At 44.2% G+C, this 12,265-nt stretch carries 6 protein-coding genes; 1 reads left to right on the forward strand and 5 read right to left on the reverse strand.

Annotated elements, in window-relative coordinates:
- Positions 1–252 precede the first annotated feature (252 nt).
- Positions 253–5,274 (forward strand): PAS domain S-box protein, encoded by a 5,022-nt coding sequence (locus tag QT994_RS20545; protein WP_333177635.1) that lies wholly within the window; start codon positions 253–255, stop codon positions 5,272–5,274.
- A gap of 233 nt (positions 5,275–5,507) precedes the next feature.
- Here QT994_RS20545 and QT994_RS20550 read toward each other — a convergent pair whose 3' ends face one another.
- The 5 genes from QT994_RS20550 to QT994_RS20570 form a co-directional block, all read right to left on the reverse strand.
- Positions 5,508–7,259, reverse strand: a complete 1,752-nt coding sequence (locus tag QT994_RS20550; RefSeq protein WP_333177638.1) for a diguanylate cyclase domain-containing protein — start codon at positions 7,257–7,259, stop codon at positions 5,508–5,510.
- Positions 7,260–7,297: 38 nt separating this feature from the next.
- On the reverse strand, positions 7,298–7,750 hold the full coding sequence (locus QT994_RS20555; RefSeq protein WP_333048490.1) for a response regulator: 453 nt from the start codon (positions 7,748–7,750) through the stop codon (positions 7,298–7,300).
- Positions 7,747–7,917 (reverse strand): hypothetical protein, encoded by a 171-nt coding sequence (locus tag QT994_RS20560; protein WP_333048489.1) that lies wholly within the window; start codon positions 7,915–7,917, stop codon positions 7,747–7,749. Before QT994_RS20560 ends, QT994_RS20555 begins: the two co-directional genes overlap by 4 nt.
- Before the next feature lie 319 nt (positions 7,918–8,236).
- Positions 8,237–10,144: a PAS domain S-box protein gene (locus tag QT994_RS20565; protein ID WP_333177641.1), complete on the reverse strand. Its 1,908-nt coding sequence runs from the start codon at positions 10,142–10,144 to the stop codon at positions 8,237–8,239.
- Positions 10,145–12,088, reverse strand: a complete 1,944-nt coding sequence (locus QT994_RS20570; RefSeq protein ID WP_333177643.1) for a response regulator — start codon at positions 12,086–12,088, stop codon at positions 10,145–10,147.
- Positions 12,089–12,265 lie beyond the last annotated feature (177 nt).

Below are 12,265 nucleotides of genomic sequence, written 5' to 3' on the forward strand. Positions count from 1 at the left end.
AAAACTTGCAGCGAACAACTCAATTCTACAAATAAATCTGCGGGGTCTGCAAGCACACAGCGCACTCTCAAGCGTGCGGTTCAAGTTCCCCAATCATGAGCTAGGTAGCTGCATCCGCTGCTGAGATTTTATAATTACTAAAAAATAGCAAAAGGATAGCAGTAAAAAAAATGCCACTGTACGCAAGAACCAAACGGCGATAGTCATCAGTCATTCCAAATCTCAAATCAAAAATATAAAATATAAAATGGTATGACATCTGTTTTTGAGTCAACTTTAACGCCTGCTTGTTTGAAAATTCTTTTAGTAGAAGACTGTGCAGAAGATGCAGAACTCATTCAAGAACTGCTGTCTGAGCCCCAACGAGGAAAATCAATTGATCTGACCAATGTAGTTCGCCTCCGGGAAGCTATAGAAATTTTAAGCGACAAAATTTTTGATGTGATTTTATTAGATCTTTCACTTCCTGACAGCCTAAAATTTAATACTTTTTTCCGACTTCAAGATTGCGGTATAAATATTCCGATCGTCATTCTGACAGCCGCCGAGGACGAAGAACTAGCCGTCGAGTTAATTGCTGCGGGCGCTCAAGATTATTTGGTGAAAAGACAAGTAGACAGTCGGCTGCTGTTGCGGACGCTCAGGTGCGCGATCGCCCGCCAGAAACGGCAAGCAGAATGGCAAAAAAGTCAAGAAAAATACCAGCAGGTTGTTGGCAATATCAAAGAAGTCGTTTTTGAAACAAATACTGCTGGCAATTGGACTTTTCTCAATCCGGCTTGGACGGAAGTTACCGGATTTACCGTTGATGAAAGCTTAGGAACTTCCTGTTTGAGTTACATTCATTCTGAGGATCAAGACCAATATTTAAATTTGTTTAGAGGCCGGAGACCAAATCAAGAAATATCCTGTTGTTACGAAAGTCGGTATATTACCAAAAATGGGGAAATTCGCTGGGTGGAAGTGCAAGAATTTTTTATTTTTGGCTGGAACGGCGAGGCGCAGGGGACGACAGGAACTATCAATGATATTACAGATAAAGTTTTAGCACTTTCCGAACTAGAAGCTAGTAAAAAGTTTTTGAATTATACAATCGATGCAGTTGCAGACCCACTTTTTGTCAAGGATGAACAGCACCGTTGGATACTGTTAAATGATGCTTTTTGCAAGCTGATCGGGAAGCAGCGCGAGGCACTACTAGGCAAATCGGATTATGACTTTTTCCCAAAACAAGAAGCTGAGATTTTTTGGCATACTGACCAACAAGTGTTTAGGACGGGGCAAGGAAACGAGAGTGAGGAAATATTTACGGACGCCCACGGTACAAAGCACATTCTGTCTACTAAAAAAGCTGTCTTTGAAAATACCGAGGGCAGTAAAATTCTCGTGGGAATAATTCGAGATATCACTGAGGATAGGCGCAAACAATTAGCGCAGCAAGAAAGCGAAGCTAGACTGCGACAACTTGCTGCCAATTTGCCGGGAATAATTTATCAATTTCGTCTCTCAAGCGACGGTCAAAAAAGTTTTCCTTACATTTCTTCGGGCAGCCGCGATTTATATGAATTGGAACCTGAAAATATTCAGCAAAATCCCCAACTATTTTTTAGTTGTATTCATCCAGACGATCGCCAAAGATTTGAAGAATCTATTGCTGTTTCTGCGGCGAATATGCAGCCCTGGCAGCAGGAATGGCGCGCGATTGTGCCGTCGGGAAAAATTAAGTGGCTGCAAGGGGTTTCGAGACCGGAACGAGTTGATGATCCCACAGAAATAGGGCAGGAAGGCGATATAGTTTGGGAAGGCATGGTGCTGGATATTACTGATTTAAAACAGACCGAAGCAGCTTTACGGGAGAGTGAAGCCAGATTTCGCTCGCTCGTTGAGAATATCCCCGGCGCTATCTGCCGCAGCTTGTATGATGCTGATGGGACGATGGTATTTATTAGCGATGAAATTGAGGCAATTAGTGGTTATCCTGCCGAGGATTTTATTGGCAAAAACCGCTGGAATTTTACTAGCATTATCCATGAGGCAGACCACGAAATGGTCGATCGACAAATCAGGGCAGCAGTAGAGTCGAAACAGCCGTATAATCTAGAATACCGGATTGTTTGCGCTGACGGCGCGGTGCGGTGGATGTCGGAAAGAGGTAGACCAACTTACAATCTAGAAGGGCTAGTTTTGTGGCTCGACAGAGCGATTTTTGATATTACCGATCGCAAACAAGCCGAACTGACTCTGTGCCTGGTAACTCAAGCTGTAGACAGCGCTAGTGATGCGATCGCGATCGCAGATTTGGACGGTTATTCCGTTTATCACAATCAAGCATTTATTCAGCGCTACGGCTATACAGTTGAGGAACTAAATAATGCCGGTGGCCCAGCAGTAATGTACCCAAAATCTCAAGATTTGAGAAAGTTATTTAGGGTGATGCGGAAAGGTTTTTCCTGGGAAAGTGAAATAGAAATTAAGAGTAAAAATGGCGACATTAGAGAAACTTTTTTGCGAGCTAACTGCATTAAAGATAGCGCTATTCAACCGATAGGAATGATAGCCATAATTGCCGACCTCACAGAAATAAAACGCACCGAATCGGCATTAAAACTCAGTCAAGAGCGATTGCAGTTGGCGGTTTCAGGCAGCTCTTTGGGGCTGTGGGATTGGAATATAGCTACGGGCGAAACTTATTTCGACTTTTATTGGAAATCAATGCTAGGCTATGCAGAAACCGAAATTGAAAATAACCTCAAAGGTTGGGAAAGGTTGCTGCATCCAGAAGACCGAGTGAAGGTAATGGAATGTTTAAATTCCTATTTGGAAGGTGAGACTGATATCTATGAAGTTGAATTTCGGATGCTCAACAAAGCGGGCAATTGGCAGTGGATTCTGGCGATGGGCAAGGTAGTCGAGTACGATGAATGGGGTGCGCCGTTGCGGATAACAGGCACTCATAAAGATATCAGCGCCCGCGTTGCAGCAGAAGCCGAAAAAACGCAGTTGATCGCATCTCTGCAACAACTGGCCGAACAGTTGCAAGCAGCGCAAAAAATAGCCCGCATCGGCAATTGGGAATCCGATAGGGAGACAGGAATTATTACTTGGTCGGAAGAACTGTTTCGAGTTTACGGTCGAGAATTGAATCGGCCGCCCACAATGGAAGAACTTTTAGAGCAAATTCATCCCGATGACAAAGAAAGGTTTTCACAAGTTGTGCAAAAGGCAGTGACTGAAGGGACAGCTTACGACATCGACCACCGCATCTATGTTCCATCAGGAGAAATCAGGCACGTTAACGCTAAAGGACAATCTGTTAAAAATGAGTTGGGTCAGGTGGTGAGGCTGTTTGGCACGGCAATGGACATTACCCATCGCAAAAAAGCCGAAACTGCTTTGCAAGAAAGTGAACAGCGATTTCGAGCTGTATTTGAACAAGCGGCGATCGGCATTGTTAAAGTGTGGCCAGACGGTCAATTTTTGAATGCAAATCAAGGCTTTTGCAATATTGTCGGATACTCCGAATTGGAACTGAAAGCGCGAAATGTTGGAGATATTTCTCACCCCGAAGATGTAGCAGCCGATGTCGAGTCGCGCGACAGACTGTTAGCTGGGGAAATTTTTAATTATTCCCTTGAAAAACGCTTTATTCGCAAAGAAGGTTCATTTGTTTGGACTAATATGACTGTATCATTAGTGCGGGATGGGTTTGGGGAACCTAGCTATGTAATTGCTGTGATTGAAGATATTAGCACTCGCCAACTTGCCGAAGCTATCTTGCGCCAGCAATTAAAGCGGGAACGCCTGGTGGTAGCGATGCTGGAACGCATTCGCTCTTCTCTAAATTTAGAAGAAATCTTGACAAAAACTGTTGCTGAAGTACGGCAATTTTTGCAAACAGATCGGACAGTTATTTATCAGTTTAATCCCGATTGGAGCGGTTTTGTAAATGTCGAGTCGGTGGGGATAAATTGGCTGGCTATTCAGGGAATAACTATTAACGATTCCTGCTTTGAAGACAGCTATGCTTCTGCTTACGAACACGGTCGTGCTGTAGCTGTCGATGATATTTACCAAGCTAATTTTTCCGAGTGCTACATTAATTTATTAAGTCAATTTCAGGTGCGAGCTAATTTGGTAGTGCCAATTTTGCAAAGCGACAAGTTGTGGGGGCTATTGATTGCCCACGAGTGCGCGGGCCCCCGCCACTGGCTGGAAATTGAGGTCGAGTGTCTCAAACAAATTAGCGTGCAGTTGGCGATCGCTATCCAGCAATCGATGCTGTTTGAGCAAGCACAAATTGAAATTGCCGATCGCAAACAAGCCGAGTCAGCTTTGCAGGAATCAGAAGCACGAGAACGTTCAAAAGCCTTAGAGTTAGAAGCAGCTATTAACAAACTCAGAACTACTCAAGCTCAGCTCGTTCAAAATGAAAAAATGGTGAGTTTGGGTCAGTTAGTTGCTGGTGTTGCTCACGAAATTAATAACCCTGTTAGCTTTATTCACTGCAATCTCACTCCGGCTCGCAATTACACTTTAGATTTGCTGGAGTTGATTAAAGTGTACCAGCATTACTGTTCTAATCCTCCGGCCCCAGTCTTGGATAAAATTAATGAAATAGACTTGGATTATATTGCTGAGGATTTCCCCAGATTGTTTAATTCGATGCAAGTAGGAACCGAGCGAATTGTCGAGATCGTGAAATCATTGCGTAACTTTTCGCGATTGGACGAGTCCGCTGGGAAGTCTGTCAACATTCACGAGGGAATTGATAGCACTTTAATGATTTTGCAAAATCGGTTAAAATCTCACAGCAGTCATGGAGAAATTCAGATAGTTAAAGATTACCAAATATTGCCACAAATTGAATGTTTTCCGGGCGAGTTGAATCAGGTATTTATGAATATTTTAATTAATGCGATCGATGCTTTGGAAGAACGGGACAAGCAGCGTCCGATCGAGGAGTGCGATCGACATCCCAGCACGATCGCTATTCGCAGTTATCAGGCTGGTGCGGGCTTCGTAGCAGTATCTATTGCGGATAACGGGCGGGGGATACCGGAGTCGGTGCGATCGAGGCTGTTTGACCCGTTTTTCACGACTAAACCTGTGGGCAAGGGCACGGGTTTGGGATTGTCGATTTCTCACTCGATTATAGTCGATCGCCACGGCGGCAGATTGAGTTGTACTTCGACACCAGGTGAGGGAGCGGAGTTTTTGATTGAAATTCCAGTACGACCGAATTTAACAGGTAGGAATTCAAATTTGGGGCAATAAATTAGCAATTAGTAATTGGAAATTAGGAAGCGGAAATGGCTAATATTAAATACTGTAACATCGGAATTATACCCTGCAAGCGAGCATTATCTTTGCTCCGGGTCACTCGATCGCATCCCGCTGACACTGCACTCAAAAAATTATTATTCCGATGCTAACGTCAACAATATGAGTTATGAGTTGTGAGTGAAAAATCAAACACCATCTTACTAATTACCAATTACCTTCAAATTTTACATAAAAATCGGGGAAGATTCCGAGTTACTGCGGGCGTGACAAATGCAATTTTTGCCTTCGGTTTTGGCTTGATAAAGGGCGCTGTCAGCGCTGCGAATTAGGGTGTTGGGAGATTCCTGGGCAGAAGGAATCGCTGTCGCAATGCCACAACTGAGGGTAACGTAGGGGCCGATCGACGATCGCGCGTGGGGCAGTTTCAAGCTGGCTATGCCGTCGCAAATTTTCCGGGCGACAGCGTTTGCCCCTTCGGCGCTAGTGTTGGGCAGCACTAGGGCAAATTCTTCGCCACCGTAGCGGGCAGTCAAATCCCCAGCCCGGTTGCTTCCTCTGGCGATCGCCCCGGCAACTTGGCGCAAACAATCGTCCCCGCCGAGATGCCCATAAAACTCGTTGTAAAGTTTAAAAAAATCGATGTCAAACATAATTAAAGACAGCGGCAGTTCTTCTCTGGCCAATCTGCGCCACTCTAAGCTCAAAACGCGATCAAACTGGCGGCGATTGGCAATGCCAGTCAGTCCGTCAGTAGTTGCCAGTTGCTGCAATTTTTGATTCGCTATTGCTAGCTTGCGGTAAAGTTGAGATTGTTCGATCGCGATCGCCACTTGATTTGCCAAGTGCTGTAAAAAATCTATTTCCCACTGCTGCCATTCCCTGACACCGCTGCAATTGTATGCTGTCAGCATTCCCCACAAACTATTGCCATTTTCTGCGATCGAATCCGGCAAATTTTTACTGTGCGCCTGCGGTTTGCCACTCGCCTGGTTCCAGATATAATTTTCCGCTGCCTCTTGATTTTTCTCGACTTCCCAAACAGTAGCTTCTTGTGTTTCTTTTGCCGTTTCCCAATCGCCTGATTGCCAAATTGGCACGCTGATAACTGCTGCAATTTCACAATCTGCCAGCAATTCTTTGCAACTGCCAGCCAAGGGGGCAGTGCTGACATCTGCTATTGCTTGTACCGACTGTGATTCGACTAAAACAAAGCATGACACCGCCAAAGCAGCACTAATATTTTGGTTTTCAATATAACCTTCTGGCAAACCGTCACCTGCGACGATCGCACCTTTTTGCTCTTCCCCGTCCAATTGAGACACCCACTCCTGACAGCGATAAATTAAAACGCGGTCTGTTTGGAGAAATTGGCGCACTTCTGCAACGGTACTTTGGAGAATGCTTGCTGGATCTATTGACGATCGAATATTTTCGATCATTTTGCCCAACAGCCGCTGTCGGAGAGCCTGCTGCCGCAATTGTTCTTCGATTTGCTGGCGTTCGATCGCGTAATGGATTGCCCGCACCAGCAGAGTTCTGTGAAATCTTCCCTTTACCAAACAATCTTGAGCGCCCCAGCGCAATATCGACAGCGCCCTATTTTCATCGTTGATATCTGTCAGCACCACAATTGGCAATGTGGGCCATCGCGTTTTCAAAACTGCGATCTCCTCGCTTCCTCTCAAGCTGTCTGACCCTGACAAATCTAATAGTACGGCGTCAAACTTTTCTACTTCCAGATATCCGGCTCCTATCTCCAGAGACTTAACAGTTTGAACGAGAAATAGAGAGTCGGTGAATGACCCTAAAAGATCTTCGATCATTGTCGGAGCTGCGAGGTCATCCTCAACCAACAAAATTTTCAAACATTGCTTACGTGTTAACACAACTATAGCGTTGGGATCGGGTCGAAGGCGACTTTTTTGTTTTGAGAGCGATACTTGCGATCGGCAAATATTTCGGCTTATCAAATTCACTATACACTCAAACTATGGATTTAGCCCTCCATTAAAGTTTACATATCCGGCGGGAGTGAAACGACTTCAAACCAATACTCACATAAAGTCTTCATTACTTCTAACAATCCTTCAAAAGTGACTGGTTTGGATATGAAAGAATTGGCTCCCAAGCGGTAGCAAAGCAAGATATCTCCTCTGCGGTGCGAAGTTGTGAGCATTACAACCGGAATTTGTTGCAAATGGGGGTCAGATCTGATTGAAATTAGTGTTTCTCGTCCGTCCAGTCTCGGCATATTCAGATCCAAAAGTATCAAGTCTGGCTGAGGCAAATTGCTGCTAGCAAAATATTGACCACGACGGTACAAGTAGTCTAGCACTTGTTCTCCATTTTCCACAAATTCGCTCGTAATTGCTAATCGAACTTCTCGCAGTGCTTCCTCCATCAAAAAGCGCGTATCCTCGTCATCGTTTGCTATTAAAAGAGTAAATTTTTTCTTTTTATAATTCACGGCTTTGCCTCACTACCAACGGCTTTTGTGAGGTTGCTGGACTTTGAGCCGTGTCTGAGTACCTGCACAGCATCTGTTGCGATCATCCGGTAAATCTGGCTGAGAACACTGAATTTGTGTTGCAGCAATTTACCGTTTTCGTTGATTTGCAAAGGTTGGGGAATCATGCTTGTTTCACTTTGCAGTCTGTCCGAGAACCTACAAACTGCAAACACATCACAAATCTTGATTCGGGAACTACTAGGGAAACTACTGCATCCCAAAGCAAGATGCTCTGGATAAAGTTGAAAAAAACTCACAAGTCTTGCGCGCACCGCTGATTTCTAAGTTGTATAAGGATCGAGCTAATATATTTATATTTATATATTTTTAGCTCGATGTCATCAGTGAATATGCTACACTTTAGAAGCATTTTTGTAAAGAAAAGATAAAGAGATTTCAAGCTTAAGTAAAGGGCAGGTAAGTGCTTCTGCCGGACTGCTGACTTCATTTTGGTAGAGGAATAGAAAAATAAAAAGTCGAGCCTCGATCCGGTTCTGATTTTACCCAAATGCTGCCGCCGTGTCGATCGACAATTCTTTGACAAATAGCTAAACCGATACCAGTTCCCGAATAATGTTTTTGGGTGTGCAAGCGCTGAAAAATCTGAAAAATTCTCGGATGGTACTCTTCGGCAATCCCAATACCGTTGTCCTGCACTGAAAACACCCAGCTATCCCCCTGACGCGAAGCGCCCACCTGCACCACCGGCGCCTCACTGCTGCGGTACTTAATAGCGTTACCAATTAAATTTTGAAACAGTTGGAGCAGTTGAAAACAGTCACCTGTTACCCTTGGCAAATTGCCCCTAGTAACAGAAGCTTGATTCTCGCGGATGGCCAACTGCAAATTAGCACAAGCATCCTCAAAAACCCGATTGCAATCTATGATCTCAAAAGGTTTCTGACTGCGACCGACCCGCGAATACTCCAGCAAGTCATCAATCAGCGCCTGCATCCGCTCGCAAGAATTAACAATATTGCGGATAAATTTATTCCCTTGGGCATCAAGTTGGTTGGAAGAGCGTTTTTCTAATAGTTGAGCGTAGCCGGAAATCGTGCTCAAAGGCGCTTGCAAATCGTGAGAAGCCACGTAGGCAAACTGTTCTAGTTCGGCATTAGAACGAGTTAATTCTTGAGCGTAGCGGGTTTGAGTGTCTAAACTAGCTTGCAGCAGTTCTTGTACCAGCTTGCGTTCAGAAATATCCTCGATCGCACAAATCAAATATTGCAGTGTCCCCTTGACATCACGCATTGCCGAAACAGTAACATTCGCCCAGCGCACTGCCTCATCTTTGCACAGCAAACGCTTTTCCACAGAAAAAGTTTGAATCTTTCCGGATAACAGCGATCGCAGGTATTCTCTGTCCGCTTCTCTATCATCTGGGTGAGTAATTGCCTCCCAATTTTGCTGTAGCAATTCCGATTCTGCATAGCGGACAATCTGGCAAAAGCCAGGATTTACCCGCATAAATTGACCGCCAAGCGCGGTTTTAGCTATGCCGACTGCCGCTTGCTCGAATATCGCGCGGAAGCGTTCTTCGCTCTCTCGCAGGGCAATTTCGGCTCGTTTGCGCTCGGTAATGTTGCGAAAGGTGACTGCCAGACCGTCGTTTAATTTCACCGCAACAAGGTGCAGCCAAGCTCTTGTATCTGGCTCGTGTTCGTAATAAAATTCTTGGTCTACAGTTTCTCCTGTTTCTACTACAGAAACATACAAATTAAATAACCCGTTATTGCTAACTTGGGAAATTTCCGCCAACAAATTCTTGCCAACTATGTCGTTTAATCGCCGACCATAAAATTTTTCGGCGGCTGGGTTGATCAACAGCCACTCGAAATCTACAATATTTCCCTCACTGTTGCGGACGGCAGAATAAGCCACCACACAGTCTAAGGAACTATTTAATATGCTAGCAAGCAGCGACTGCGACTGTTGCAGTTGATAATTTTGCTCTTTTAATTGCTGTTGCAGTTTTTGCAAACCGACTTGCTTGTCGATGCGCGCTAAAACTTCTTCTACTTGAAATGGTTTAGTAATATAGTCGGCACCTCCAACACGAAAAGCTTGTAATTTATCGCTCATTTCATCTAATACGCTTAAAAATATCACCGGAATTTGTTCAGTTTCAGCTTTCGCTTTCAGTCTCCGACAAACTTCATAACCGTTCATTTCCGGCATTCTAATGTCGAGCAAAATTAAATCCGGGCAATGGGTGATCGCAACATTCAACGCCAGTTGACCGCAAATAGCTCGGTAAACTTGATACCCCTGAGATATTAGCAGCTTGGATAAGAACCGCAGATTGCTTGGTTGGTCATCAACCACCAATACTTTAATTTCGCTATTATCCATTTATTTTAAACTCGATTGAGTTAAATCCATGATCTTGTCGAGTCGGTAATCGGCAAGCAAATCTTTTAAAGCATCAGCTAAAGTTGGATGACTTTCCCAGATGCGATCGACAATTTGAATCGCCAGCTCTTCATTAACATCATTAGCCGCGTCGTAGAGTTCCTGCACCCAACTTTGAGGCATCTGAGCCAGCAGCCCTCGGAAAAATGAATCGGGTTTTTCGCTCACACAATAACGCCGTAAAGCCCCGACAGGAAGCCGGGGCAACTCTTGATAAAGATAGCGCACTCTCAAGTAGCAAGCCATCTTATCAAAGAGAATTTGTTCTTGAAAAGGTTTTCGCACAAAATCGTCGCAACCTGCGGCGATAATTTCGCCTTTTCTTTCCTCAAAAGTGCTAGCAGTCAGAGCAATAATTACAGTTCGTCGCTGAGTTTGTTTCTCTTTAGTTCTAATTTGTCTGACAGTTTCAAAACCGTCCATTACTGGCATTCGCGTATCCAGCCAAATTAAATGAGGCTGCCAACTTTCCCAAAGTTCAACAGCTTGGTAGCCATTTTCCGCTTCTCGGACTTCAAAACCAATTGGTTGCAACATTTTAACCAGCAGCCGACGATTTTCTTGATTGTCATCAACTGCTAAAATCCGATAAACTGGTTGGTTTGTTTCTAGTCCGATCACCCGCTGCAATGTCGCGACTGTTATTTCAGACGAAGTAGCGGGAAATACTCGGATATTAAATTTAAAACTCGTTCCCTCACCTAACACACTGACTACCCCAATATCTCCCCCCATTATCTGCACGTATTTTTTAGTAATTGTCAAACCCAATCCCGTACCCTCAGCCGCTTTTCTCCCCGCTTGTGTCTGCACGAAAGCATCAAATAAAGTATCAATTTCTGCTGCTGCTATGCCAACTCCCGTATCTTCAACTTCAAACCAAATTAAACTTTCCTGGGCCGAGGTAGAGTTAGGATAAATCTCCGATGCTGCGGCGGGCTGTGGTTGCTTGTCTGCCAAGCTCGCGCGCAGCCAAATGCTGCCGCCGTCGAGAGTAAACTTTATGGCATTTCCCAGCAGGTTAATTAAGCAGACGCGCAGCTTTTTTTCGTCAGTTTTTATATATTGGGGAACATTCGCATCCACGGAAAATTTCAGTTGCAATTTTTTGGTTTCAGCTTTGACATGAAACATTTCTTCGAGAGTGTCGAGGAGCTGATAAAGGTCAAAGCTTCGTTCATCTAAGCCAATTATCCCTGCTTCTATTTTCGACAAGTCTAAAACATCGTTAATTAGTTCCAGCAAATGTTGACCGCTGCGGTTAATAATGCGGAGATTTTCGAGATTTTCTTGGTTGAGTAAAGAGTCGCGGCTCATGACTTGGGTAAAACCGAGGATGGCGTTCAGGGGAGTCCGCAATTCGTGGCTCATGTTGGCAACAAATTGACTTTTTGCGAGGGATGCAGCAGCCGCTAGTTCTTCGGCTTTTTTGCGTTCTATTATTTCTTCTTGCAGTTCTTTGTTGCGCTCAATCAATTGTTGTTTCAGTCTTTGGATAGTCAGTTGGTGTTCAATTCGCGCTAAAACTTCTGCTACATGAAAGGGTTTTGTAATAAAATCTACTCCTCCCACCTTAAAGGCGGTTAGTTTGTCCAATACTTCATCTAAAGCGCTAATAAAAATAACGGGAATTTCTGATGTTTGCGGATCTGCCTTGAGCTGCATACAGACTTCGTAGCCGTCCATTTCTGGCATTTTGATGTCGAGCAAAATTAAATCTGGAGGACCCGATCGCGCGGCTCTGATTGCCATTTTGCCGTTAATTACGCCTCGGACTGTGTAGCCCCGATCTGACAGCGTTGCTGATAAAACTTGCAAATTTTCTGGAGTATCGTCAACAATTAATATGTTGCCTTTATTCTGTTTTGTTTGAGTGCTGGTCATCTATCTCTATTTTTTGTTAATTTAAGAATAGTTGAAATTAGGAAAACGGCTTAAATATTAATTATAGCACTCCCTCCGGGAGCAAGTCCTTTTATATTTACAGAACTTATCTTAGTTGAGATTTAAAATTTGAGATTAAAGAATTGGGAATGACTGATGATTACCAGGGTGTGCAGC

The organism is Microcoleus sp. S13_B4, from assembly GCF_036700885.1.
Taxonomy (GTDB): Bacteria; Cyanobacteriota; Cyanobacteriia; order Cyanobacteriales; family Microcoleaceae; genus Microcoleus.